Below are 26,936 nucleotides of genomic sequence, written 5' to 3'. Positions count from 1 at the left end.
TTAAAAATCTGTTTAATAGAGATCATTAATTAATGATTCTACTCTCTTAATATTTGTTTTTCTTTTTATTAGGGGAATATCCCTGGGTTTTATAAAATTGTCCAGATAAGTTTTTCTGGGATTCTTATATATAACACCTATCGGTATTTTGTTTCCCCATTCCGTTGATTTTTTATATGCTTTTAACTTGTCTGTAGGATTATAAGAATTGTCAAGCTTGTATACCTTGTCGCTGTACCACTTGTATGTATTGATATGGTTAAATGAAACGCACGGTTGAAGTACATCAATGAGTGAAAATCCTGGAGTTTTAACGCCTTCTTCTATTAACTTAGTAGTAAACTCAACTTCTTTTGAAAAACTTCGTGCGACAAACACCGCGTCTAAAGTAATTGCCATCGTCAATGGGTTAAAAGGAGTGGTTATTACACCATCGGGTTGAGTTTTGGTAACCATTCCGAGATCAGAAGTGGGTGAGGCTTGTCCCTTGGTAAGACCATACACCTGATTATTATGGACTATTAAAGTAATATCTATATTTCTGCGTATTGCATGTATGAAGTGGTTGCCACCTTCCCCATAGATGTCCCCATCCCCACTCGTAACAAGTACCATGAGTTTATGGTTTGCCACCTTTGCTCCGAAGGCTGCAGGTAATGCCCTGCCATGTAAGCCATCAAATCCATTTGTATTAATATAATGTGGCAGTTTTGCCGCCTGTCCAATCCCTGATACTATAAGAACCTCATGTGGTTTTTTCTTTAAATTCACTAGTGCACTTTCTACCGACGAAAGTATGCTGTAATCGCCACATCCTGGACACCATGCTTGTTCACCAGAATAATGAAAATAGTTTTCTTTTGTCATTTCTGCCTCTTTTCATACTTTTCGATTATATATTGTACATTGAAAGGACGTCCGTCGTACCTCAGGATAGGCTCTGCTGTGTTTACATTAGTTTCCCTCATAAGTAAACAGTTAAATTGTGCCTGATAGTTGTTCTCAACTACATAGATTTCTTTCCTGGATTTTATAAGTTTGATTGATTCCTCTACAGGGAACGGCCATATCTTATTATAGTGAATCATTGCTACGCTTTTTTTCTTCTCAAGTAAATAATCTACTGTCTCTCTAACAGCACCATAAGTGGACCCCCAGGAAATAAAAATTGATTTAGCATTTTTCAAACCATAATATTGTGGCCCATAAAACTCTTTTTTCATACCTTTGATTTTTCTAAAGCGTTTTTCAGTTAATTTTTTTGCAACATCCTTATCTTCAGAAATATGTCCATCTTCAGTATGTAAATGGCTATCTACAATAAAAGTTACCTTGTCCTGTCCATAATATGCCAAAGGGGATATTCCATTTTTACTGTTTTTGTATCTAAGATAAGGTTTTTCCAGTTTATCACTTTTTACCATATAGCTTTTATACTTAATCTTGTTTAGATTTAACTTGTCTAAAGTAGTACAGCAGTCAATCAGATGTTGATCTCCAAGTATAAACACTGGTACCTGATATTTCTCAGCAAGGTTCAATGCATGTATTGATGTATAAAAGGCTTCTTCAGCAGTTCCTGGAGCAAAAACAAAACGTGGAAATTCTCCATGACCAATATTCAAGACGAAGTTCAGGTCCTCCTGAGCAGTGCGTGTTGGAAGACCTGTTGCGGGTCCGGGTCTTTGCATATTTGCTATTACTATAGGGATTTCAGCCGCCCCGGCCAAACTGATACCCTCAGACATCAGAGAAAGGCCACCTCCTGAGGTTGTTACCGCGGCTCGTGCACCCGCAGCTGAGGCACCAAGCGCTATATTGCAAGCCGCAATTTCATCCTCAGCTTGTTCGGATATTATGCCAAATTTCCTGGCCTTGCCTGTTATATAAGTAAAAATTCCTGTGGAAGGGGTCATTGGATACGCACTGATAAGCCTTATTCCACCGGCAATCATCCCAATCGATATTGACTCGGCCCCATTTATCAGCATTCTGTTTTTCTTTCTCACCTTGTCAATACTGGTTTTAATATTTTTGTAATTTTCTGAAGCATATGTAAATCCTTTTGTGGCAGCATTTATGTTTCCTTTGATTTGTTCGATAGATTTCTTTTTAAAACGAGTTTCAAGAAAGCTTACGAGATCGTTTAGATCAAGTTTTAATAGCGCAAACAGTGCGCCTACTGCCGCGGAGTTTACATACGCAGGATTACCACTTTCTTTAGATAATTTTGCCAAGGGAACCGAAACGTCTTGTATCTTTGTTGATTTTTTCACTTTTATGGAATCTGAGTCGTGAATAATTATCGCAGGATCAGCTAAGTATTTGTAATGTATATCCACACTTTGTTGATCGAGTGCAATAAGTAGTTGGGATGAAACGTTTGTAGAATATATCGGCTTGTTACTCACACGGATATTGGTGAAGTTGTGGCCGCCACGAATTCTTGACATATAATCCTGTGAGGAAAAAACATGGTAGCCGTTTCTGGCAAGTATTTTAAGAAGAATATTGGCGATAGTCTGTAGCCCCTGCCCGGCACTTCCAGCAATGGTAATATTAAAATCAAAAGACATTTATCTTTCCTTGTCAATGTTGATAAAAATAATAGATCACATCATCTACTGTTGGTTTCATGCCTTACTCACACTTCTGCGAACAGGATGGGCATGCCTCTTCATGCTGCTCGTCAACGGTATTGTTTCAACTACGCGAAGCATCTCATCAACAAAATGTCCGAGAGAAAGATAGCTGGCGAACTGATGCCAGACAGTCTGTAAAACATATACTTCAATCTTCATCTACATGGTATCACTCAGAATTATCAAGCCAATTATCAGGTTGTTATACAAAACTAACCATAGTTTCCAGCAGAACGCAATGGTTTTTTTCTTCGTCTGCTAACATGGCTCTTTTATCAAATTATCTCTCCTGATATAAAATATTCAAGGGACATCATACTTGTTGTCTTGTTTGCAATGGAATTTGGCCTTGGTTCTTTGGGTTTGTAAGGCATCCCTGAGGATTTTGCAAGATGGACGATTAGTTAAAATGCCACCTGCCTAATCCGCTTGCTCAATCGGCATAGTAGCAAAAAAACGTGTATAAAGGAAGTCAGAAAAATGTTTAAAGGGCATGTAAATTAGCAGTTAGTTTCATCCCTATGGTTAAGCACTTAATCATTACTATATAACAGTTTACTTGTTTTAAGCAAGAGGGTCAGGATAGTGTTCCTCGTTGTGCTATAGTTACTTGCAGATAACTTAGACTCATCCTGTACGCCGGTGGAGGTGCATTCACTTATGGCCACTTTAGAGAATCGTAGCCTCCCCACTTACCTTTTGGTTCAAGCCTTTCAGCCTCTTTGGCTTGTTCTCAATGACGATGCTTACAGATGTTCACATAAATTAGCCTTATTATACAATCCTGGCCCTCACCCGATATGAGGCTAACAGGAGGGTATCCACCTCACGGTTTCTTCCTCAACTCAAAAAGAGCCTTTGGTACTTTGTTGGAAGAGCTTGCATACCTATATGGATGCACCAACACGCATGCCTTCCTGGAATACCAGCGGTGAAACACTGGGTTTAGTCATCAGCAATATTTGATGCTAAACAATAAGTAAAGCGGCTTTGTGCTGCCACTAACGTTATGATCAGGTGCGCCTATGGCAAATAAAATAGACGGTAACATTAAAATATTAAAGGAATCTGAAAATTTAAGAATCTCACGTGATAAAGCCGTCACCTTCATCGTTGTTAGCAAAGCGTGAAATAGTAGATTGATCAACTCCGACTTGTCGGGCTATGCTGTTTTGAGATTCAACAATAGCCAGTTTATGTATGACTTCCTGCTTAACAGGTAGTTTGTTTCGCTTGCTCATTACATTGACCTTCTTTTAGTATGCGTAATCATGTAAACTGAAATTCAACTTTACTATTGCACTCATTCCACTGTAGTCAAAACGTAGTCAACTCCACCGAAACCAGCAGGATTCCATAGGAATCAACAGAATTGATTTGGAAATATAACCCACTATGCTATAATATGATACCGTCATAACAGACGCTAAACCAAGCCTTTACCAAAAACGATAGAAAAGGGCTCTTTAATGATTGATATTCATGCACATATACTTCCTTCTATAGATGATGGACCTGAAACGATTGAGGGATCGATTGCACTTTGCAAGGTCGCAGAGGAAGATGGAATTAAAACGATCGTTGCGACACCACACACAAAGGATGGAGTGTACGAGGCAAAAAGCCGTGAGATACTGAAAGCAGTCGAAACGCTTAACCACAGGTTGAAAGAAAATCAGATTGATGTTGAAATACTTCCCGGAGCAGAGATACATATCCATGAGGGGCTATTAGAAAATATAAAAAACAAAGATGCGCTTACTATCAATAATGGCGGAAAATTCATTCTTTTTGAACTCCCCTTTGTCTTCATACCTCCAGGTACTGATAAATTTATTTTCAATCTCAAGGTAAACGGTATTGTCCCAATACTTGCTCATGCAGAGAGAATAAAAGGATTTCAGAAGAACCCGAAACTCCTGGAGCAGTTGGTTGCGATTGGCGCGCGCGTTCAGGTAAATGCGCATGGGCTGACAAAAAGGGCAAGCTCCAGAGAAAGAAAATGTATCGAATGGCTGTTAAAGAATAAATTGGTGCATTTTATTGCTTCTGATACACATTCGCTAAAGGGTAGGCCACCTATTTTATCTGAAGCAGTAAAATGTGCTTCCCGCATTGTAGGTGAAATAGAGGCGAGAAAACTTGTCTACCACAATCCGCAGCAGATAATAAATGGTATTGATATAAATTAGCTCTCTATGGTTCCTGATTTTTCCTGAGAGTTTTTATTGACAAAATACAAATCTTTTAGCTATATTCACTTTATGTTATGTAAGTAATTGTTTTCAGGATATAGGTAATACTGGCAAATCGAAAAAATATTTTATGAAATATTTATGAAAATCAACTTAAGGTATATTTATCTATTAAAGGTCTCTTTGGTATTTGTTTTGTTTTTTTCAATCTTTCCGGAGGTTGTTTTTTCTCAGAAAGATATTTACGGTAAAGTAGAAATAGAGTTTGCTTCTTCTCAAAGAACAAATTCTTGTGATGAACATAACTGTCCTGTTCTTCCCGATAAACCTTTCCACCACTGTGCTGTTTGTTGTGCCATTTCACATTTTTTTATAAATCAATTAAGCAGTGTTAATTTTCATTTCGACAACACTCCTCAGGTTTTTTTTATGGATAAAGACATTCTTTACAAGGAACTCTTTGCAAAAACCCTCTTTCGTCCTCCGCAATCAACTCTTTAGTCCTTTCATTCTTATTTTACGTATTTTAGTGCATCTGTTAACGGTAAGGGCACGAGGCTTCGTACCCTTATACACCATACTAAAAGACATTGTATCCGGAAAATATTGTGACACCATGGATCATGGCACGTTGCAACGTGCCCCTGCAGCTGCCGATATACACCGGATTTGTAAAAAATTTACTAAGAGGTAATAAATGATCAATCCTGTACATCACATTAAATATGTGACTGTTGTCACATTAATAGTATCTATATTCTTTTTGATTTCTAACACTTCTATGGCGGAAATATCTGATCCGACCGGGTGGAAAGAGGCAAAGGTTCAAACTGTCAGCCTCAAAGATTGTATTGAAATAGCGTATGCAAATAATTTACAGCTTGTAGCCGCAAGAAACAGGTTGGGAATCGCGGAGGCAGATCGTATTAAGGCATCTTTCCTTTTACCTTCAAACCCTAAAGTAATTAGTAAGGTTGGGGAGAGAGATGGTCCAGATGGAGCAAGGACTACTGATTATATGGTTAGATTATCTCAGGAATTTCAGGTTTTTGGCCAGAGAAGAAAACGAATAAACGTATCCAATAAATTGATTGAAAGAGTAAAGTTTGAAATTTCTGACATGGAAAGAGATGTTATTGCGAAGGTCAAGGCTAATTTCTATGAGGTTTTGACTTTTCTGGAAATTGTTAAACTTCGCGAATATGCCGAAAACATATTTGAAAGAATTCATAGCGCATCCGAAGAACGTTACAAAGCGGGAGCAATATCAGCCCTGGAACTCAACTCGATGAAAATAAGATATGGAGTAGCAAGACAACAACATCTGATCGCAGATAACAACTATCAGAACAGCCTTCTTGATTTGAAACTTATTCTGGGCAAACCCAGGGATGAAGTGTTGAATATTCAAGGTAAACTCTCTTATGAAGAATTGAAAATCAGTATGGATGATATTCTGGTCTCTGCTTATAAAACAAGGCCTGACCTGAAAGTTGCTGAAATTGAGAAAGAGAGGGCATCAAAAGAGATAACATTGCGCAAAGCAGAGATTGTTCCAAACCCGACTCTGTCAGGTTTTTTTAGTAGAGAAGAAAGGACGGATGATATCGTAGGTGGATTTGTGTCTATTTCCATACCGGTTTGGGACAGAAAACAGCCTGAACTTAAAAAGGCACGGACTGCAAAGAGCACGGCAAGTATTAATATCAGTAACAAACGGCTGGAGATACAAAATGATGTGGCGACCGCGTATCGTACTTTCATGGCAGCAAAACAGGGCATTGCTATCTACACAGAAGATATTATGCCGCAGGTAAATGAAAATCTTAAGCTTAATGAGATTTCATACAAAGAGGGTAAGATAAATTTTGTCGGTTTCCTTACCGTGCAAAGTGATCTCATCGAGACTCAAACCACATTTTTCCAAGCGTTATTAAGTTACAATAAAGCTATCATAAACCTTGAAGCTGCTTCCGGAGTACAGATGAAGGCTTTAGATTAAATTATTTGCCTCCCCGTCTGTATTCATCCAGGCAGGCGCTTTGAATGATATCATACTGAGCAGAGTCGAAGAGTGGTAAACTTTGGATTTCCAGGTTTTTTTTAGCTAAGGAAGGATTTAGGTGAACATGCGATTATTGAGAATTTTGATTGTTATATTGCTGATTTTTTTTCAGGTCTCATGCAAAAAACCAGGAACGGCTTTAACAGACACTGAGGAACATGTGGGACACGGCAAACATGGTGATCATGGTGATCATGAAGAATCCATTGAGATTGATAAAGAGCGCATTAATCTCATAGGACTTAAGACACAGGTGGTCAAAAAGAAGGTTGTTTATCAACGTGTAAATGCTACCGCAGAGATTCAGTTTAATGCTAACAAACTATTTCATATCAGCCCGAGAGTAAAAGGGAAAGTTGATGAAATCTTTGCGGATTTCGGGGATGAGGTTGTAGAGGGGCAGAAACTGGCACTCTTCGATAGCATTGAACTTGGTGAGGCAAGGTCGGTTTATCTCAGGGCAAAGACAAAGATGGATATTACAATGGCAGATTACGAGAGGGAAAAAGGGTTATGGGAAAAAAAAATATCATCTGAAAAAGAGATGTTTAATGCTAAAGGAGAGTACTTCCTGGCAAAGGCGGAATTTGAGGCAGCAGAAAACAAGCTACACCTCCTGGGCCTCTCCGAAGATGACATCCACAAGACTACTTCTCAATTACACTCCTTCGAGCATTTTCCGCTTTTGTCTCCTTATAACGGAACCGTAATTGAGAAACATATTACACTGGGCCAAATGACAGGACCGGAAAAAACACTTTTTACCATTGCAAATCTGGATGTTCTCTGGATTATCCTGGATATATATGAGAAAGATCTCTCAACAATAGAATTAGACCAGAAAGTTGAAGTATATGTTCCTGCCTTCCCTGATGATAAATTTATGGGAAAAATTTCTTTTATAAACCATGTGGTGGAAGAAGCGACGAGGACCGTTAAGGTAAGGGTTGAAATAGATAATAGTAAAAGGATGCTCAAACCCGGTATGTTTGCTACAGCAAAGATTGTAACGGGTAAACCGGAGAAGATATTAACAGTTCCACTATCCGCATTACAGAGGCTGGAAGGCAAGAATGTTGTTTTTGTTGAAAAAAGATATGGTGTGTTTGAAAGTTATACCGTAAAAACGGGAAAAGAATTCGGATCGGACATTGAGGTATTACACGGGTTAAAAGAAGGAGAAAAAGTGGTTACCGAAGGCTCATTTTATCTGAAGTCAGAACTACTGCAGGATACCCTCGGGGAAGGACACGCGCATTGATTGAAAGAATTGTTGATTTTTCTGTGAAGTTCCGGTTTCTGGTAATAACACTTACTATTCTATTAATTGGAACAGGTGTTTATATGACAATGCACCTTCCTGTCGACGCGGTGCCGGATGTTACGAACATTCAGGTACAGATTAATACGGATGCTCCCGGCATGGGTGCTGTTGAGGTGGAAAAATTGATTACATTTCCCATTGAAGCCTCCATGATGGGTTTGCCTGATATCGATAAGATAAGGTCACTGTCCAAAACCGCATTGTCTCAAGTCACTGTAGTATTTAAAGACCAGGTGGATATTTACTTTGCACGTAGACTGGTAATGGAACGTTTACAGGTGGCAAAAGCGCAGATACCAAAAGGCATCGGTACTCCTGTTATGGGCCCTATCAGTTCAGGGCTGGGTGAAATATACCAATACACAGTTGAAGGAGATGGCCATACTCTACTGGAACTCAGGACTATTCAAGACTGGATTGTCAGGTATCAGTTACTGACCATTCCAGGTGTAACTGAAGTAAATAGCTTTGGCGGCTTTACAAAACAGTATCAAGTAATAGTTGATCCGGACAGGCTTGTTGCCCACGATTTATCGTTAAAGGATATCTTTACATCATTGGAAGAAAATAATGCGAATGTAGGAGGTGCTTATATAGAGCATGCTTCGGAACAATACATAGTCCGAGGAATAGGTCTTATCTCTTCAACAAAAGATGTGGAAAATATTATACTCAAAGCACGTGATGGAACACCGGTCCATATCAAAGATGTTGCAAAAGTCTTGATTGGCCCTGAAGTGAGATATGGCGCTGTAACAAAGGACGGGAAAGGGGAGGTTGTTACCGGCATCGTCATGTCGCTTATAGGAGCAAATTCCAGAGAGGTTGTAAATCGTGTAAAAAAAAAGATTGAAGAAATAAAACGGTCATTACCGAAAGGCGTAACGATAAAACCTTTTTACGACAGATCGGAACTCATAAATAAATGTATAAAGACTGTAACAAATGCTCTAATAATCGGAGGTGGCCTGGTGTTTATAGTCCTGTTTGGATTTCTTGGAAATCTGAGAAGCGCTTTTATTGTGGCCATTAACATACCGCTCGCGGCCTTAATAGCGTTTGTCTTAATGAAGGTACAGGGAATGTCGGCTAATTTGATGTCGCTTGGAGGTCTGGCCATTGGTATTGGTATGATGGCGGATAGCTCTATCGTAATGGTGGAAAATATTTACCGGCATTTATATGAAGACAGCAATAGAGACAAAAGTATTGTAAAAATTACCTTGATATCCGCCAAAGAGGTTGCTCGACCTATTGTCTTTGCCATTTTGATCATAATTGTTGTATTTCTTCCCCTTTTTACACTCCAGGGCATAGAAGGCAAGATGTTTAAGCCGCTTGCCTTCACCATAAGTTTTGCGATGCTGGGTTCTCTGATTTTGTCCCTGACACTTGCACCAGCTTTATGCAGTTTAATGTTAAAAGTTAAGACGCAGGAAAATGAAAACGTTATCCTCCGTCTGGTGAAAAAACCGTATCTCTCATTACTCAAAAAAGCACTACACCATAATCGAATTACCGTAATTACAGCAGTTGCTCTTCTCGCCATAAGTTTTGGAATTATGTCCAGATTGGGCTCTGAGTTTATGCCTCAATTAGATGAAGGAGCGATAGCTGTTCAGGCCATCAGGCTACCAAGTATATCTTTAACAAATTCAATAGGAACATGTGAGGCAATAGAAAAAACCATCATGAAGTTTCCGGAGGTTGAAACAGTTGTATCCAAGACAGGCAGGGCTGAAATTGCAACTGACCCGATGGGACAGGAAATAAGCGATATTTATGTAATATTGAAGCCGAGAAGAGAGTGGAACGTAAAAAACAAGGATGAATTAATAGAAAAAATGAATGAAGAATTGAATCTGATCCCCGGTATTGCGTACGGATTTTCACAGCCAATCGAGTTAAGAGTAAGTGAACTTATTTCAGGTGTAAGGTCGGACATCGCAATAAAGGTCTTTGGTGAAGATATGTCAATCTTGAAGGAAAAGGCAGAAGAGATTAAGGGGGTTATCTCCGTGATGGATGGTGTTGTAGAACCTAAGGTGGAACAGGTGGCGGGTCTGCCCGTACTGCAAATAGAGATTGACCGGGAATCAATCTCCCGATATGGAATTAACATCTATGACGTTCAGTATGTTATTGAAACCGCAATAGGCGGAAAAGTTGCCACTCAGGTATTAGAAGGGCAAAAACGCTTCGATTTAATAGTCAGGTATCCTCATGAAAGCAGGAATAATATTAACAGTGTAAAGAACATTCTTATCAATGCGCCTGCCGGCGAGCGTGTCCCCCTGGGCCAACTGGCCAGCATTACGATAGAGGAAGGTCCTGCCCAGATAAGCAGAGAACATAGCCAGCGAAGGGTTGCGGTTGAGTGTAATCTTTTGGGTAGAGACATTGGAGGGTTTGTTTCTGAGGCAAAGGAAAAGATTGAAAGAAACGTAGATTTACCTTCTGGCTATTATATTGTCTGGGGAGGGCAATTCGAACTTCAACAACGTGCCAATAAGAGACTTGCGATAATAGTACCTTTAACAATACTTATTATTTTCCTTCTGCTGTTCAGCAGTTTTAATTCTCTGAGAAATTCTACATTAATAATCATGAACATACCATTTGCCATAATAGGAGGATTCCCGGCCATGTGGATAGCGGGAGAGAATCTCAGTGTCCCCGCTTCAGTAGGCTTTATTGCACTATTTGGAATAGCAGTGGAGAATGGAATAATAATGATACAGTACCTTAACCAACTCAGGCAGGAGGGACTTGGTCTGCATGAAGCAATCCTGAAAGGTGCTGAAAACAGGCTTCGCCCGGTACTCATGACTGCATTAACCACGGCATTAGGGTTAATCCCGATACTGCTCAGCCATGGGACCGGCTCGGAGATTCAAAAACCGTTGGCAACTGTTGTAGTTGGAGGTTTGATATCATCAACGTTTCTTACCCTGATTGTACTTCCAACGCTTTACGGTTGGTTTGAGAAAAAGGGAGTATAGCTTAAAAAGAGAACATCTGACAACATATTTCAAGGAGAAGTAAATATGGCTAATTTCTTGTTGATTGGATATGTCTAATCTTTGACGGGCAGGTCATCCTGCTGAATTGTCTCAGGTCACGCAGACGATCTTCTTGTGGGAGAAGATCTATGTATTTTGTGTACTGCATACCGAATTTTCCGGCATCCTCATATCTTTGCCTTTCTGATCTGTTTTCAATATCGAATTTACGTTTGTAAAAGAGATGATACCTTATATACTCTTTGTCAAATTTACTCAGCTTCAATGATCTGTTCTGCAGTGCTACAAAGTATTTTAGTACCAGGTATTTCGTTACATTTGCTTGTAACTCCAGTTCCAGAAGGCTGAAAGGGCGATTCAATCTGTAATTCCGGGCTATAAACAGGAAGTGGTCCAGCTCTTCAATAAAGCTTGCACACAAATCGACATTTTCATCGTGTATGCCAAGCCTCGGGTCATTATTTTCCAACTCTCTGATTAACGCGTCCGGGTAATAAATGCTGACTTTAAGCGTAACTCCGTCGTTCCTTATCAAAACTTTTGCACCTGAATGACTATTAACAACCGTCCTTATTTTCTCCTTTGCATAGAACTCTTTATAACCTCTATCACCAATAATATATTGTTCAATATTGGTAATACCCGTATCCAGTGCGTAGGTCTTCTCTATCTTTCTTTGTAATTCCTTAATTAATGGATGTGTAGTTTTCATTTTAATCTTATTAAACTGTTAAGCCATAAAATCTTCTTTTATCAGGAATCTTTTCTACTTTAGGCACTTCCCGTTCTCTCCGCCAGAACGTCGTTGAGCTGGCGAACGGCCTGTCCGACAGGTCTTTTGGCGGGTAGTTCGCTTCCCGCCTGATAGGCTGGCGGATATACCGCGCTATGCAAGTCCTGGTTTTGTAGAACAAAGATATTCTTTGTTCATAAAACTGAGAACCTGAGAAACAGCCTCAAACCCTTCTGATAATTGTGATAGTGTGCCTGTCAACCTGATTCTTCTTGCGTTGGTGTGTTCCGATGCAAGGCCATAATACGTTTTCCCAAAACCCACATAATAATGTTCATCAAGAGGTCTCCGCTTGTATTCATATCGGTACTTGATATATTCCGGAATCATCCCTGTGAGGAAAAGAGTATAATTTCCTATATGACAGTAGATATAAAACTTTTCAAGGTTATCTGAATTTAGAGAATCCGCGATCATATCTACGATATATTGATGAGACTTTTTTTCATCATCACCCATACTGAATAATTTTGAACTTTCGATAAATTGTGCCAACATGTTTGCAATATAGTTTGAAACGTAATTGTCTTCAAGCAGGCACATAAGCCTGTTCTCATTCCATGGGATGATAGGTTCGGTTTTGTTTAATGCGTCTATTGTCTTTTCAATAAATTTTGTGTCTTCTCTTTTCTCTTTAAACGCCCTTCTTATAAGTAAAGAAAACAGGAAGTAGGGAGAAATAGCCAGGATACGTTCCGTACAGCTCATCACTTTGTTGAACACCCTGTCACTGTCGATCATTTTAGCTATTACATCTTCATCCCCGTTTATCAAACTTGCAATTTTATCGTAATCATTCCTTTTGGTCACATAGCTTTCGATAAGGAAAAGGAGGTCTTTGTCGGATAATCCTTGTAAGCTCTCTTTTTGAAGTTCCTTAACAGCTTCGTCTTTCTCCATAGTTTTCTCCCTGGTAATTTGAAAAGTTTACATTTAGAAAATCGAACCTTATCTTATTAGTACAAAGAGTTAAAAGACATACCTCTCTTTAGAAAGAGAGGGCGGCTTTGTTTATGTAACAGATTATATCTACTTATACCGATAAGTTACACGAAAATAGTTTATGATTTGCAATATTAAAAAGCAATATTTGTACCAAAAGCATATTAATTGTCATTTTTACAACGTATTATAAAAGAATTGTGTGGCATTTAACATTTGCGCTCTTGTTGTTAAGAGAATATAGTGGGTAGTTATTGTACATAAAGTGGACACTTTTGTAACAACAATATAGCTTAATCTGGCAACGTGAAGAAAACCTGAAAAAAATAGTTGAAAACTTACAGCCTTTTACTATATAATGCAAAGTTTACTTAAAAATAAATAATTCTTAGTATGTCTAGTCTGCTTGACATCCACTCTTTATTAATCACTTTTTTTATTTGTAACTTTTCAAAAAGGAATATGCTATGACCACCCTTACGTTAGATTATAAGGTTGCCGACATAAACCTGGCGGATTGGGGACGTCGTGAAACCACTCTTGCCGAAGGTGAAATGCCCGGCTTAATGAGCCTTAGGAAAAAATATGAGAATGAGCAACCCCTGAAGGGCGCTAAAATTATCGGCTGTATCCATATGACAATACAGACTGCTGTTTTGATCGAAACACTTGTTGCCCTTGGAGCGGAAGTACGCTGGTCTTCATGTAACATTTTTTCCACTCAAGACCACGCCGCCGCAGCTATGGCTGCTGCAGGTGTTGCTGTTTATGCCTGGAAGGGCCAGACAGAAGAGGAAGGTTCATGGTGCATCGAACAGACTATTATCAAGGACGGAAAACCGTGGGATGCCAATGTATTACTTGATGACGGCGGAGATCTCACAGCCATGGTCCACGAGAAATACCCGGAGATGCTTGACAAGATCCACGGCATTACAGAAGAGACTACAACCGGTGTTCACAGACTTTTCGACATGATGGCAAAAGGAGAGTTAAAGGTACCGGCCATCAACGTCAACGACTCTGTAACAAAATCCAAAAATGATAATAAGTACGGATGCCGCCACAGCTTGAATGATGCTATTAAGCGCGGAACAGACGCTCTTCTTTCCGGCAAAAAAGCCCTCGTTGTAGGTTACGGTGATGTCGGTAAGGGCTCTGCCCAGAGTCTGAATCAAGAAGGAATGATCGTAAAAATCTCTGAGATTGATCCTATCTGTGGCATGCAGGCATGCATGGACGGATTCGAAGTTGTTTCTCCTTATGTTGATGGAAACAACACCGGCTCTCCTGATTGTATCGACAAACAGTTGTTGGAAAAAACTGATCTGATCGTAACAACAACCGGTAATGTAAATGTATGCGACCGTAATATGCTGGCTACAGTGAAACGAGGAGCTATCGTTTGTAATATCGGCCACTTTGATCATGAGATAGACACTCAATTCATGCGCGACAACTGGAGATGGGAAGAGGTGAAACCACAAGTCCATAAAGTCTATAGGTCTGATGACGCTGAAGACTATATTCTTCTTCTCTCTGAAGGACGTCTTGTAAACCTTGGTAACGCGACCGGCCATCCGTCACGCATTATGGATGGATCATTCACTAATCAGGTACTTGCGCAGATGTTTCTCTACAAGGAAGCATGGGCAGACAAACCTGAGTCTGAAAGAGAACCTGTTTATGTAAAGGTCCTTCCCAAGAAGCTGGATGAAGAGGTTGCTGCAGAGATGGTGAAAGGTTTTTCAGGAGTGATTACACGCATGACACAGGAACAATCTGAGTATATCAGTACTCCAATTGAAGGTCCATTTAAGCCTGAAACTTATCGATACTAATGGTCCTTTTATTAAGATACTCTATGAAAAAAGCACAGGAAACCAGTGTTCCTGTGCTTTTTTCTTAAAGGCTTATCCAGTCAAATTATCAAATTGGAGCGTCAAGAACAAATGTATTATCACGCCTGTTTTCAAACGGAGCATCCATAACGAAGCCCGTCAGGCCTGCCCGACTTGTCATTCAGGCGGGGAAACCGGTGCTACACATTTTCAAAACATTTCTTCTTTTTTTTATCCTTACTCATTTTTTTATAAAGAGCCCTCATGCTTTCTAAAGTAATTACAACTTCCGGATGGTCTGGACCAAGGGTCTTTTTTAATATTTTCAAGGCATGCTCATAAAGAGGTTCTGCTTCTATATATCTACCCTGATTATAGTAAAGCTCCGCCAGATTGTTCAAAGATATCGCAACATCAGGGTGATCTGGCCCGAGGGATTTTTCATTTATCTCTAATGCTCGTTTATAAAGGGGTTCAATTTCAGCATAAGAACCTTTGATGACGTAAAGTTCGGCAATCTTGTTCAAAGATATCGCGACTTTTGGGTTATCAGGACCAAATGTATCTTCCGCAACTTTTAATGCTTCTTCTGACACACTTAATGCATCCGGGTATCGTTTCTGGTTAATAAGTGTATCTGCCTTATTGTTCAATTTCTCCCACAGGACTTCCTGGGCATAAGCGGATATGGAAAAAGATAATACCATCGCCATTATTATAAAAACGACTTTAGCCCTGAATGATACCAGTTGTTCTATAATTTTTACGAATATCGTCATAAATATGTATTCCTGTTAAGAAAGTACAAGGTAAAGTAAGACTAACCACATAATACTGACAACCTGGTAACTTTGTATACTATTATCATGAGTTAAGTTACAGGATTATCGACTGGGAGACACGGATATCAAATTATTATATTCGAACTGTACATCATAATCTGAACCATTGGAGGAGGTTAAAGTTCCCATACCGTGTAATAAGCCGTCTTTAAAATCGCCTACGTATTTTTCTCCGTTAGGCATGGTTAAAGCGCCCTTGCCGTTGAACTCACCATTATTGAACATTCCCACATATTTCTCACCATTTGTCTTAGTCATAGTACCCTGGCCTTCATATTTGTCATCCGCAAACTCTCCGACATAAATTGAATTATCAGATAAGGTTAATGTGCCTTGACCGTTATACTTACCATTCTCAAAATTCCCTACATATTTTGCGCCATCAAAACAGGTAAAAGTACCCTGGCCGCTAAACGCGCCACCCTTGAAATCTCCAACATAACTTGAACCATCATGCAGAGTCAAAGAGCCTTGACCATTGTATTTACCATTATCAAATGTTCCAATATATTTTGTTCCGTCAAAATATGTTAAAGTGCCTTCTCCGTCATATACCCCTGCTTTAAAATTTCCCACATATTCTTCTATGCCAAAGAGAGTATAAGTACCATGTCCGTTTTCACAATCCCCTTCTACACAAACTCCAAGTCCACCAAAAGAATACAGAGGAGAAAAACAGACTCCCAACATTAATATTCCAAAAACTGTTACGAAATATTTTAAATATTCTTTATATTCTCTTATGTCTTTCATTGTAAAGAAGCCTTTCTGTACAAAAATGTTATTACAGCAATTAAATTAGATAAGAATTTTCTTATGAGGGAGTGACACAGAAGTAAGATGTCTGCGTCACTCCTTTTTCATTAGTTACTGTACGGTGAAACAATCAAATTAATTTCTGATTATAACCCTGCCTCTTTTTTCAGTATCTCCGCCTTATCTGTCTTTTCCCATGAGAAGGAATCTTCAGTTCTTCCAAAATGACCATGACTGGCCGTAGCCTTGTATATAGGCCTTCTCAACTGCAGACCATCGATGATGCCTTTTGGTGTAAGATCGAAATGTTTGTCAACCAGTTCTTCTATCTTTGACTCTGGAATTTTAGCCGTATTTTCTGTTGAAACCAGTACTGACATTGGCTTTGCCACACCAATAGCGTAAGACAGTTGGACTTCGCATGCATCCGCTAACCCCGCGGCCACGATATTCTTGGCTACGTATCGTGCGGCATAGGCGGCGCTTCGGTCAACTTTTGACGGGTCTTTCCCGGAAAATGCTCCCCCACCATGCCTCGCTCTGCCGCCATAAGTATCAACAATGATCTTTCTTCCGGTTAAACCACAGTCTCCCTGTGGTCCGCCAACTACAAATCGTCCGGTCGGATTTATATAATATTTGGTTTTGTCATCCAGGAATTTTGCGGGAATAACCTCTTTTACAACTTTCTCTATTATATCCTCTTTAAGCTGAACATGTGAAACGTCAGGTGCGTGCTGGGAGGAGATAACCACCGCATCCACCCTGATCGGTTTGCTTCCTTCATATTCAACAGTTACCTGTGATTTACCATCTGGACGAAGATAACCCAGGACCCCGGTCTGCCTTTGGTCAGCAAGTTTTTTGACTAAATGATGAGCCATGCAGATTGGCAGAGGCATTAGCTCTTCCGTTTCGTTACAGGCAAAGCCGAACATCATACCCTGGTCACCCGCCCCATGTTCACTGTGCAGACCTTCACCTTCTGAGACACCTTGTGCAATATCCGGAGACTGTTTGTCAAGAGTTGTCATAACGGCGCAGGTTTCATAGTCAAATCCCATAGATGAATCACTGTAGCCAATATCCTTAATAGTCTGCCTGACTATACCTGGTATATCTATAACCGCTTTAGTAGATATTTCACCGGCAACCAATGCCATTCCGGTTGTTACCAGTGTTTCGCATGCAACTCGTGACATCGGGTCCTGTGCTAAGATTGCGTCCAATACGGCGTCGGACACCTGGTCGGCAATCTTATCAGGATGCCCCATGGATACAGATTCAGAAGTAAATAAATGGTTTCCTTTTTTCATTTGATTCTCTTTTCCTTTCCAAAGTTCTTGTTCAAATTCAATCTATATAAAATAGAAGAGGACAGTTTACTTACACACTGTCTTAAACTTTCATTACTTTTTTGTTTTACAAGAATAAAATAAATGATTAATTCATTATAATATTTCTTATTATTTCTATATTTCTATTTGTCGCACCTCTTTTTTCATTAATTATCTTTTGTGCTTTTAGCCCCATCTCCTTTGCAGTTTCAGGATCCCTGATAAAAGTTTCAATTGTTTCAAAAAGTTCGACTTCTGTTTTGGCGACTTTGGCCGCATCGTTTTTGAGAAGAAGTTCGGTTTCTTCTTTAAAGTTAAAAGTATGCGGACCAAAGACAACCGGTTTTCCCAGCCCAGCCGGTTCCATCATATTTTGACCTCCGGATGGAATAAGGCTCTTCCCAACAAAAACGTAATTTGACAGAGAATAAATCTTTCCTAAATCACCGACAGTATCAATTAATATGATTGTTTTCTTTGTCTTCTGCCATTCGTAATGAGAGCGTTCTGCCTCTGTTTTTCGTACAGACACAAACCCCATTTTTTCTATCAGCCTGGCAACGTCTCTGGCTCTTTCAATATGTCTTGGTACCAGAATTAATTTTAAATTCGGATAGGTTTCATTCAACTTTGCATAGATTCTGACTAAGACCTCTTCTTCACCATCATGCGTACTTCCACCTACAAGCACTAAATCATCATCGTTTATATGAAATAGTCCTTTCAGCTCCTTACTGACGCCTTCATCAATACGGGTTGGTATATTGTCATATTTCATTGTGCCGGTAACAAAAATTTGTTTATCGGCTATACCTAAATCACGAAAACGCTGTGCGTCAAGCTCAGTCCTTGCACAAAAAGTATTCATTTCATTAGTCAGGCTTTTACGAAAATCCTTCGAAATGTAACTGAGAGCTCGGTATGCCTTAAGAGATCTATCGGATATTCGTCCGTTAACTATGATAACGGGTATTTTTTTCTTATAAGCCGATATTAAAAAATTCGGCCATATTTCAAGTTCGACGAGAAGAATAAAATTCGGTTTTTTCTTCAAAATCACTTTTTTTGTTATCCAGCTCAGGTCGGCAGGTAAAAAGAAAACGTTTTTATCAGAAAAGGTTTTTTCTGCTACCGAGAAACCGGTATTTGTTGTCGCGGATATAAAAATCTCGCATTCAGGGAACTCTTCATCAATCCTCTTTACAATGCTTTTCGCTGTAATGACTTCACCTACAGACGCGCCATGTACCCAGATACCCGGTTTATTGCCTGTCCTGTCTGTTGTTATTCCAAATCTTTGATTCAATCCGGTACGATAGCGTTTACTTGTTACCATTTTGAATAATAAATACGGCGAGCCAAATAAAGATGCGGTTAAATAAAATGAATCAAAAATTAATGGCATCCTGTTTTATAGTTGTTAAAATGGAAATTTCTCATGTGGTTAGTTTTGGCCACAGCATGCTTTATACTTTTTCCCGCTTCCACAAGGACAAGGCTGGTTCCTGCCGACTTTAGCAGTGGCACGAATGGGTTCCGGTCTCTGTTTGGTCTGACCACTATTGGTTATCATTGCCTCATCTCTTTCCCTTCTTGGAGCTGGCATCTCAGGCATGGTATTGAGAGAGTCCTGATAGACAAAGTTGTCAGGGTTCCACACATCTTTACTATCTATTATTTCGGGCCTGACTCGTAATTTAAAAATCAGATCTGTAACTTCTTCCCTGATAGATGCCATCATGCTTTCAAACATTATCAGCGCTTCACGCTTGTATTCTATCTTTGGGTCAACCTGGGCGTAGCCTCTCAGCCCAATACCTGATTTCAGGTGATCCATTGCATAGAGATGATCTTTCCATTTGGTGTCAACTTTTTCAAGCAAAAGAATTTGCTCAATTTTTCTCAGTTCCTCTGCTCCAATCTCCTTCTCTTTCGCGTCATAAGCATCACTTGCAGTATCAAGTAACAGGTCTTCAACATTTTCCTTTGTTTCTACATTTTGCGCCTTTAAGTCAAATTTTATACCGAATTTCTGTTTATACCATTTATGCAGACCATCTAAATCCCATTCGTCACTGTGTGATTTCGGATCGATATAATGGTCTACTGTCTCTACAATGCTCTCTTCAATCATTTTAAGCAGGTCTTCCCTGAGGTCTTCCTGAGCAAGGACCCTCTGCCTCCATGTATAAATGGTTTTTCTCTGTTCGTCCATCACCTCATCATACTCAAGAAGATTTTTACGTATTTCGAAATTATGTTGTTCAACCTTTTTTTGCGCCCTTTCGATTGATTTGGATACCATGGAGTGCTCTATCGCCATGCCATCTGTCATGCCAAATTTCTTTAATATGTTGCCAACCCTCTCCGGTGCGAAGATACGCATTAAGTCATCTTCGAGTGAAACATAAAACCGTGATGAACCCGGATCTCCCTGACGTCCTGTACGACCTCGTAACTGGTTATCAATACGCCGCGCCTCATGTCTTTCCGTTCCTATTACATGAAGACCCCCTAACTCTTTAACTCCATTGCCCAGTACAATGTCCGTACCTCTTCCGGCCATATTTGTCGCAATTGTGACATTTCCCTTGTGTCCGGCCTTTGCAATTATTGCGGCCTCTCGTTCATGGTTTTTTGCATTGAGGACTTCATGTTCTATACCACGCCGTCTTAGCGCATTGCTGAACATTTCAGACTTTTCTATTGAAATAGTCCCGACCAGGATTGGTTGGCCCTTTTCATGCACTTCAGCTATCTCTTCAATTATAGCATTTTCTTTTTCTTTTCCCGTTCCATAGATTCTGTCCGGATAGTGTTGGCGTTGTAAAGGTTTGTTTGTCGGTATAACATCTACTCCCAATCCGTATATACTGGCAAATTCAGCCGCTTCTGTATAGGCCGTACCAGTCATCCCTGAAAGTTTAGTATAGAGACGGTAAAAATTCTGAAGCGTAATTGTGGCAAGTGTCTGACTCTCTTCTTTTATCTTTAGCTGTTCTTTTGCCTGTATGGCCTGGTGAAGTCCGTCACTCCACATCCTGCCTTCCATCAATCTTCCCGTAAATTCGTCTACGATGATAACATCTTTTCCCTGAACAACGTAGTCTGTGTCTTTTATAAACAGTGAGTGGGCACGTAAGCTCTGTTCGATATAGTGGGGCCAGTCCATGTGAATGTCAGAATATATACTGTCAACGCCAAGCTCTTTTTCTACAATACCAATTCCTTCATCAGTTAAATTAACACCTTTTTCCTTCTCTTTTACTTCGTAATGTTTACCCGGTTTCAACTTTCTGGCGATCTTGTCAGCAGTAAAGTATTTTTCCGTTGATTCGTCAGATGGACCTGAAATTATGAGAGGTGTCCTGGCCTCGTCGATCAGGATACTGTCAACTTCATCAACAATGGCATAGTTTAATGCTCCCTGTACCTGTTCTTCAAGGTGCACTCTCATATTGTCTCTCAGGTAATCAAAACCAAACTCATTATTGGTACCATAAGTGATATCCGCTTTATAAGCGGCTTTCTTATCGTCATAGCTCTGATTACTCTGTATCGCGCCTGCAGAAAGGCCCAGAAATTCATACATGGGCAACATCCAGTTCATATCTCTATTGGCAAGATAATCGTTTACGGTAACAACGTGAACGCCTTTACCCGCAATAGCATTAAGATATGCCGGCAATGTTGCTACAAGTGTTTTACCTTCACCTGTTGTCATCTCCGCAATGTTTCCCCTGTGTAATACAATCCCTCCAATCAGCTGAACATCAAAATGCCTCATGGTCTTGTCCGGGCTGTCTGCATTGGGTACTAATAACACCCTTCTGCTGGCCTCTCTGGCAACGGCAAAAGCCTCCGGCAAAATATCATCGAGCGTCTCTCCGGCAGCAAGCCTTTCCCTGAATGTGTCAGTCTTTTGCCTGAGTTCTGCATCAGTTAACGCCTGTAGGCCGCTTTCAAGTGAATTTATATGTTCTACTATCGGCTTCAGGGTTTTTAAAACCCGATCGCTTGCAGTACCAAAAATCTTTGTAAATATACTCATTATTATGGTTTATGTCTGAAAAATTGAAAAATTTAATTAAACCAGATTTAAGAAAAAGTGTCAACTCAAATTAGATATCTTGTCAAGCCATTTAGAAATGTCAGGTTTTTAAAGAAACAGAAACACGTGGTAATCATTGATAAAAAAAGGGCAATCTCAATGATTGCCCTTTTTTTACATATTGAGTACTCAATGACTCCGCAAAGAATACCTATGTTTCCTAATCTGTTTTTTTCGATTCAGGTAATAACTGATTGCTGGATTTAGCAACCAATTCATTGTTTTTTTCTCAAAACACTTGTTCCAATCTCTATTCAGCTAACCTCAATCTTCCTTGGCAACGATTCCTCAGCCTTTGGTAATGTCAAGGTCAAGACCCCATCAGTTAGGCCTGCATCAATTTTTGCTGTATCAATAATATTTGATACGGTAAATCGTCGGGTATAATGACCTACATTGTACTCGGTATATACCGGATTGAGATTTTCATAAGGTGAATGGTCTATCTTGGCATCAACCTCCAGGTTATTATTTTCCAGGGTGATATTTACGTTCTCCTTTCGAACGCCAGGAACATCCATAATTACAACCAGGCTTTTTTCAGTTTCCGCAATATCGGTTTTAGGAATATAATATTTTCCAGGAATAGTCCTCTCTCCGGTAAATTCGGTTTTTTCCGGCTTCCTGTTTTCAGCTTTCGTAATTTCTTTCGTTTCCTTACTCATGATATCCTCCTTTCAATTAATTATTGGATAGTTATTTGTTTGGATTTATCCGACTCTGCGCGTGACAGGGAGATTACCAGAAGGCCGTCTTTATATTCCGCTTTTACCTTATCGGATTCAACGTTAAATGGCAGTCTCAACGTCCTGTCAAATTTAGAGGAGTTACGTTCAACACGGTGATAACTGACGTTTTCGTTGTACTCTATGATGCGTTCTCCAGCGAGTCGAATGGTATTTCCTTTTACTTCTATGTTCAGGTCCTCCTTTTTTACTCCGGGTAATTCTGCGACAAGGACCAAATCACCACTCTTTTCAAAAATATTAACCGGTGGATGCACGCCTCGACTGGTTGTTGTGCTATCAAAGAAACCGGTGTCAAACGCACGGTCCACGGCGTCCTGTAATCCTAATAAAGTTTCAAGTGCTCCTGATAGTAACATGTCAGACCTCCTCTCAAAGTTAAGGTATATTTTCTTATAAACTATTATTCCGTTCGGCCATGTTGAGACGCCGGGTTTCCCGCATCTCAACATTAGCCAGGTTTAGTCACTCTTACTTAACGGTGATCTTCTTTGTCTCCGCATTCTCCATCTTTGGCAGTGTAATTTCCAGTACACCCTTATGCTCCTTTGCCTCTATCTCATCTCTTTTAACATGTTTGGGCAGATTAATTGTACGGGTAAAGCGGCCATACGATCTTTCTACACGGTGATAAGACTTACTACTATCCTCTTTCTCTTCCTTTTTTTCTCCCTTTATTGTCAGCGTGTCATTTAAGATTGAAATGTCAATCTCTTTCGGGTCAACTCCGGGTAATTCTGCTTTTACTATAATATTGTTATCCGTTTCTACAATATCAATATCAGGGTTCCATCCCCTACCAGGAGATTTTGTGTCCAAAAAATCGTCTAACATCGTACTCATATCATCACGGAATGCGGCAAATAAAGGCAACCTGTTCAATCTTATTAATTCCCTTTTCATTTTATGTCCCTCCTTCAAAATATAATAAATAACATAATCTTATTAATTCTTACAGCTAAGCTTTGCTGTATATTTGAGAGTTTTTCTCTCTTCACTTGTTTAGTACCGCAAAGAATGTGCCATATTGTGCAAGTCATTATTATTACTATTCTTATGCTTTCTTGCAACACAATAATAGTATTTTATTAGCCAAATGGGCATATAATTTCCCTTTTGTGTTGGATTTCCATTCTTAAATAGACTAAACTGTAGAAAAAGTGGGAAGAAATAATGATTACTTGATGTTGGTACCTATATTTTAAAGGCTTAGTAAGTATAGCGAACAATTCATATATGGGAAGTATCGTTCCCGTTAATACCAGGCGGCTATGGCAAAGAAAAAGTATTCAATGCAAAAATTACTTATCTCTGACAAAGGGAACGGGGCTGAAGTCCATCCACAGTTTCTCGATAGTGACGGTAGTATTGACAAATCAATAATTGATAATCTTGATTCTGATGTCATTCTTTTAGACAGAGACCTTAACATCATACTCATGAACAAGACCGCCGAACAGTCATGTGGTGTTAGTTTTGAAGAGGTAAAAGGCACAAGTTACTTGGCGCTTCGGCTCAAATCTATCGAACAAAACCTGGCAAATAACTTGAATAAGGTTTTTAAATCCGGGAAGGGGCTGAATATTAGAGAGTTGCAGCTCACCTCTCCTGACAATGCCACCCACTTTTTTGACCAGAGCTGCGCCCCCATCTTTGATAAAGACGGTTCAATACAGGGTGTTCTTTCAATCAGCAAGGATGTCACGAAACGGGTAACCAAAGAGATCCAGTACCAGGAAACAAGGAAACTCCTGAAAGACCTGACTGAAGAGCTGGACATCAAAAATAACGAAATCAGGAAGCTGCAGACTACATTAGGCGAGAGATACCATTTTCATAATTTAATCGGCAAAAGTTACCTGATGCAGAATATTTACAACCTGATTGACAGGGTATCTCAGACCGATTCTACCATTCTTATCACGGGAGAGACCGGAACAGGTAAGGAATTGGTCGCAAAAGCTATTCATTATAACAGTCTCAGGAAAGACCACAACATGGTAGCTGTTAACTGTGCGGCGTTGCCCGAAACCCTTCTGGAAAGCGAACTTTTTGGACACGTTAAAGGCTCTTTTACCGGGGCGATTCGGGATAAAAAAGGGAAGTTTGAGCTTGCGGATAAAGGCACCATATTTTTGGATGAAATTGGAGAATTGTCAACCCTCACTCAGGTTAAGCTTTTACGAGTATTACAGGAGAGAGAGATAGAAAGGGTGGGAGGTGAGAAGAGTTTAAAAGTGGATATTCGTATTATTGCCGCAACAAACCAGGATCTCCTGGAGTTGATAGAGAAGGGAGAGTTCAGGAAGGACCTCTTTTACCGGCTCAACATAATCGCTATAAGACTTCCGTCTCTGAAAGAACGCGCTGATGATATTCCGTTTTTAGTCGACCATTTTATTGAAAAATTCAACAACCGTTTCAAAAAAAACATATCCGGCATCTCGTCCACTGTTTTGAGAAAACTGATGTCATATTCATGGCCTGGAAATATAAGAGAGTTAGAAGGAGTAATTGAGAAAGCTGTCCTGCTGGAAGAGTATAACACTATTGAAAAAATAGATCTATCAACAGACCATTCTGAAAAACCACAACTTTTACCATCACCGATAGACACCGGATCGGCAGTCACTTCTTACGATGATATGCAGGAACATTTAGACAAAATTGAGAAAGAGTACTTCATTGAGGTATTTAAAAAATACAAAGGCAAAATAAGCGATATAGCTGAGGCAACAGGATTGAACCGACGCACTATCTTAAACAAAATGAAAAAGTTCTCTATCAAAAAAAGTATGTTTAAAGAACGTTAATTGAGGTACTTGTAAAATAGTTAAGAACAGCCAGTGACCCCTTGTTCGACAAGCAAGGGGTCACTGGTTCGAGTCCAGTATCGCCCATATTATCAAACAAGGACTTACGACAAAACAAGAAACATTTTCAACCACCTTTTTGAGCCATTGTAGTAAGATTGTAGTCAAACTTTTCCAAAATCTGAACACCAATCATTAAACTTTCCGGGCAATGGTGCGAATAGCGTTGCGTATTCTTCAGGTCTTTATGATTTAAGAGCTTTGCTATTTTGTAAATATCTACACCATTCTGGGCTAATCTTGTGGCAAATGTGTGACGAAGACAATGAAAGGTAAACTCCTTAATCTCCGCCTTTTCTAATGCCTGGGCAAATGCCCTTATCAGGTTACGCTTACCAATCTTTGTACCTGACTTACTGATAAACACAAGATCATTCTTAAGGCTTCTCACCTTACCTTCATGCTTTTGCATAAGGACATTCAGTGCTATGCTATTCAGAGGAAGAGTGTTGGGCTTATTATTCTTAGTCTTTTGTATCAGAATAGTTTTACGGAGCAGATTTACACGGCTCCACTCAAGGGACAGCAATTCATCCTGTCGTAAACCCGTGTTCAATGCAAAAACTATTATCTTACGTAACCAGTCAGGACTATTGTCAAGAAGCCTCCTCTCTTCAACCTCTGTCAGCCACCTGTCAACTTCGTTGTTTTCCCGCTCCTTCTGTACCCTGGAAACAGGATTGTCCTTAAGCCACTCCCACTCCTTGACTGCAAGATTGAAAGCCTTTGACAACATATAAAGCTCACGATTTACGGTTGAAGGGCTTGCTCCGTTATCTCTGCGATACAATTTATATTTTGCCACAATCTTAGGCGTTATAGTCATCAACCCAGGATTGTCAAAAAACCTGCTAAGATTTTTTAAATAATATTTGTATCCTTCTTGAGTATTCAAAGAAACTGTGGGAGCATACTCCTTCATAAACCTATCCATCATATCCTTGAAGGTTTTGCATTGTCCTGTCAATCTCTCATAATACTTTCCCTCAACAATCTCAGTCCTGATCTTAGCCTCTATAGCTTGTGCAAGCTTTTTGTCAGAGGTTTCAAGACTCTTTTGAACCTTCCTGCCGTTATGACTAATACACGTCCACCAGATATCGCTTCGTTTAAACATTTGTCTATCCTTTCCCGAAGCCTGATTGTATCTGTATGTCGCTATCGGCAGTATTATATACCATTGCCATGAAGGTCTCCAATGATTTTATTAACAGTCTTTTCACACTGAAGATACGGTTGTTTCAAGTTCGCCATTGCCTTATCTACGTCTTGAATGTCAAATAGAATACGTCTCCCATATTTTATACAAGGGAATTTCCCCTGATTCGACCAATCGTATATAGTCTTTACTGGTAAAGATGTGTACCTGGACACTTTTTTGATATCCACATATCTTTCTCTATTTGCCCCACATTTATCATTTGATTCATTTTTCATTTTAATCCA

At 39.6% G+C, this 26,936-nt stretch carries 23 protein-coding genes; 7 read left to right on the top strand and 16 right to left on the bottom strand.

The window, feature by feature from the left end; all coding sequences use genetic code 11:
- Window positions 1-12: 12 nt before the first annotated feature.
- From SCALIN_RS13690 to SCALIN_RS22285, 4 genes are all read right to left on the bottom strand, one after another.
- Window positions 13-867, bottom strand: a complete 855-nt coding sequence (locus tag SCALIN_RS13690; protein WP_096895031.1) for a 2-oxoacid:ferredoxin oxidoreductase subunit beta — start codon at window positions 865-867, stop codon at window positions 13-15.
- Complete coding sequence (locus SCALIN_RS13685) at window positions 864-2,576, bottom strand: 2-oxoacid:acceptor oxidoreductase subunit alpha (protein ID WP_096895030.1); 1,713 nt, start codon at window positions 2,574-2,576, stop codon at window positions 864-866. Before SCALIN_RS13685 ends, SCALIN_RS13690 begins: the two co-directional genes overlap by 4 nt.
- Window positions 2,577-2,633: 57 nt before the next feature.
- Window positions 2,634-2,801 carry a hypothetical protein gene (locus SCALIN_RS22290; protein WP_162532321.1) on the bottom strand — a complete coding sequence of 56 codons (168 nt, stop codon included), beginning with the start codon at window positions 2,799-2,801 and terminating at the stop codon, window positions 2,634-2,636.
- Between the two features lie 926 nt (window positions 2,802-3,727).
- A complete protein-coding gene (locus SCALIN_RS22285) occupies window positions 3,728-3,883 on the bottom strand; it encodes a helix-turn-helix domain-containing protein (protein ID WP_162532320.1) in 156 nt (51 codons plus the stop codon).
- Window positions 3,884-4,111: 228 nt separating this feature from the next.
- On the opposite strand from SCALIN_RS22285, the gene SCALIN_RS13680 reads away from it, so the two are divergent.
- The 5 genes from SCALIN_RS13680 (at window position 4,112) to SCALIN_RS13660 (ending at window position 11,228) form a co-directional block, all read left to right on the top strand.
- On the top strand, window positions 4,112-4,834 hold the full coding sequence (locus SCALIN_RS13680) for a tyrosine-protein phosphatase (protein WP_096895029.1): 723 nt from the start codon (window positions 4,112-4,114) through the stop codon (window positions 4,832-4,834).
- A gap of 144 nt (window positions 4,835-4,978) precedes the next feature.
- The gene (locus SCALIN_RS13675; RefSeq protein WP_096895028.1) at window positions 4,979-5,338 is read left to right on the top strand and encodes a hypothetical protein; all 360 of its coding nucleotides are present in this window, start codon (window positions 4,979-4,981) and stop codon (window positions 5,336-5,338) included.
- Window positions 5,339-5,534: 196 nt separating this feature from the next.
- Entirely contained in the window at window positions 5,535-6,839 is a 1,305-nt protein-coding gene (locus SCALIN_RS13670; protein ID WP_096895027.1) for a TolC family protein, read from the top strand.
- 127 nt (window positions 6,840-6,966) lie between these two features.
- Complete coding sequence (locus SCALIN_RS13665; RefSeq protein WP_096895026.1) at window positions 6,967-8,163, top strand: efflux RND transporter periplasmic adaptor subunit; 1,197 nt, start codon at window positions 6,967-6,969, stop codon at window positions 8,161-8,163.
- On the top strand, window positions 8,160-11,228 hold the full coding sequence (locus SCALIN_RS13660; RefSeq protein WP_096895025.1) for an efflux RND transporter permease subunit: 3,069 nt from the start codon (window positions 8,160-8,162) through the stop codon (window positions 11,226-11,228). The genes SCALIN_RS13665 and SCALIN_RS13660 overlap by 4 nt, the downstream gene beginning before the upstream one ends.
- Window positions 11,229-11,277: 49 nt before the next feature.
- On the opposite strand, the gene SCALIN_RS13655 is transcribed toward SCALIN_RS13660, so the two are convergent.
- Window positions 11,278-11,961, bottom strand: a complete 684-nt coding sequence (locus SCALIN_RS13655) for a hypothetical protein (protein ID WP_096895024.1) — start codon at window positions 11,959-11,961, stop codon at window positions 11,278-11,280.
- A gap of 174 nt (window positions 11,962-12,135) precedes the next feature.
- Entirely contained in the window at window positions 12,136-12,942 is an 807-nt protein-coding gene (locus SCALIN_RS13650) for a hypothetical protein (protein ID WP_096895023.1), read from the bottom strand.
- A 509-nt stretch (window positions 12,943-13,451) separates the two neighbouring features.
- On the opposite strand from SCALIN_RS13650, the gene ahcY reads away from it, so the two are divergent.
- Complete coding sequence (ahcY, locus tag SCALIN_RS13645) at window positions 13,452-14,825, top strand: adenosylhomocysteinase (RefSeq protein ID WP_096895022.1); 1,374 nt, start codon at window positions 13,452-13,454, stop codon at window positions 14,823-14,825.
- A 200-nt stretch (window positions 14,826-15,025) separates the two neighbouring features.
- Here ahcY and SCALIN_RS13640 read toward each other — a convergent pair whose 3' ends face one another.
- From SCALIN_RS13640 to SCALIN_RS13605, 8 genes are all read right to left on the bottom strand, one after another.
- On the bottom strand, window positions 15,026-15,604 hold the full coding sequence (locus SCALIN_RS13640) for a tetratricopeptide repeat protein (RefSeq protein ID WP_096895021.1): 579 nt from the start codon (window positions 15,602-15,604) through the stop codon (window positions 15,026-15,028).
- 105 nt (window positions 15,605-15,709) lie between these two features.
- The gene (locus SCALIN_RS13635; protein ID WP_096895020.1) at window positions 15,710-16,420 is read right to left on the bottom strand and encodes an MORN repeat-containing protein; all 711 of its coding nucleotides are present in this window, start codon (window positions 16,418-16,420) and stop codon (window positions 15,710-15,712) included.
- A gap of 149 nt (window positions 16,421-16,569) precedes the next feature.
- On the bottom strand, window positions 16,570-17,739 hold the full coding sequence (gene metK, locus SCALIN_RS13630) for a methionine adenosyltransferase (protein WP_096895019.1): 1,170 nt from the start codon (window positions 17,737-17,739) through the stop codon (window positions 16,570-16,572).
- 127 nt (window positions 17,740-17,866) lie between these two features.
- On the bottom strand, window positions 17,867-19,096 hold the full coding sequence (locus SCALIN_RS13625) for a 3-deoxy-D-manno-octulosonic acid transferase (protein ID WP_162532319.1): 1,230 nt from the start codon (window positions 19,094-19,096) through the stop codon (window positions 17,867-17,869).
- A gap of 108 nt (window positions 19,097-19,204) precedes the next feature.
- Window positions 19,205-21,811: a preprotein translocase subunit SecA gene (gene secA / locus SCALIN_RS13620; protein ID WP_230406624.1), complete on the bottom strand. Its 2,607-nt coding sequence runs from the start codon at window positions 21,809-21,811 to the stop codon at window positions 19,205-19,207.
- A 314-nt stretch (window positions 21,812-22,125) separates the two neighbouring features.
- Entirely contained in the window at window positions 22,126-22,536 is a 411-nt protein-coding gene (locus tag SCALIN_RS13615; protein ID WP_096895016.1) for an Hsp20/alpha crystallin family protein, read from the bottom strand.
- Between the two features lie 20 nt (window positions 22,537-22,556).
- A complete protein-coding gene (locus SCALIN_RS13610) occupies window positions 22,557-22,976 on the bottom strand; it encodes an Hsp20/alpha crystallin family protein (protein WP_162532318.1) in 420 nt (139 codons plus the stop codon).
- Window positions 22,977-23,088: 112 nt separating this feature from the next.
- Window positions 23,089-23,520 (bottom strand): Hsp20/alpha crystallin family protein, encoded by a 432-nt coding sequence (locus tag SCALIN_RS13605; RefSeq protein WP_096895014.1) that lies wholly within the window; start codon window positions 23,518-23,520, stop codon window positions 23,089-23,091.
- Between the two features lie 368 nt (window positions 23,521-23,888).
- Here SCALIN_RS13605 and SCALIN_RS13600 point away from each other — a divergent pair, with 368 nt between their 5' ends.
- Window positions 23,889-25,430 carry a sigma-54 interaction domain-containing protein gene (locus SCALIN_RS13600; protein ID WP_096895013.1) on the top strand — a complete coding sequence of 514 codons (1,542 nt, stop codon included), beginning with the start codon at window positions 23,889-23,891 and terminating at the stop codon, window positions 25,428-25,430.
- A 127-nt stretch (window positions 25,431-25,557) separates the two neighbouring features.
- Here the strand turns inward: SCALIN_RS13600 and SCALIN_RS13595 are convergent, their stop codons facing one another.
- Complete coding sequence (locus tag SCALIN_RS13595) at window positions 25,558-26,607, bottom strand: tyrosine-type recombinase/integrase (RefSeq protein ID WP_096895012.1); 1,050 nt, start codon at window positions 26,605-26,607, stop codon at window positions 25,558-25,560.
- A gap of 53 nt (window positions 26,608-26,660) precedes the next feature.
- Complete coding sequence (locus tag SCALIN_RS13590) at window positions 26,661-26,927, bottom strand: helix-turn-helix transcriptional regulator (protein WP_096895011.1); 267 nt, start codon at window positions 26,925-26,927, stop codon at window positions 26,661-26,663.
- Window positions 26,928-26,936 lie beyond the last annotated feature (9 nt).

The organism is Candidatus Scalindua japonica, from assembly GCF_002443295.1.
GTDB lineage: Bacteria > Planctomycetota > Brocadiia > Brocadiales > Scalinduaceae > Scalindua > Scalindua japonica.
This window is presented reverse-complemented; position numbering and strand designations above follow the sequence as displayed.